General features: G+C 63.3%; 1 protein-coding gene. It reads left to right on the top strand.

Going from position 1 to position 240, the window contains the following annotated elements; all coding sequences use genetic code 11:
• A partial coding sequence (locus SB786_RS37485; RefSeq protein WP_410731746.1) for a DEAD/DEAH box helicase occupies positions 1-240 on the top strand: 240 nt, incomplete at both ends.

The following is a 240-nucleotide window of genomic DNA, read 5'->3' on the forward strand; positions in this document are numbered from 1 at the left end:
CGCGTTTCAAGAGCGCGAAGGAAGTGTCGAGCGCGATCCAGCAGATCAACGACGGCAGCGTCGACATCGTGATCGGCACGCACAAGCTGCTCTCGTCGGACGTGCAATTCAAGCGGCTCGGGCTCGTCATCATCGACGAGGAACACCGTTTCGGCGTGCGCCAGAAGGAAGCGCTCAAGGCGCTGCGCGCCGAAGTCGACGTGCTCACGCTAACCGCCACGCCGATTCCGCGTACGCTCG

The organism is Burkholderia sp. SIMBA_062, from assembly GCF_046534765.1.
GTDB lineage: Bacteria > Pseudomonadota > Gammaproteobacteria > Burkholderiales > Burkholderiaceae > Burkholderia > Burkholderia ambifaria.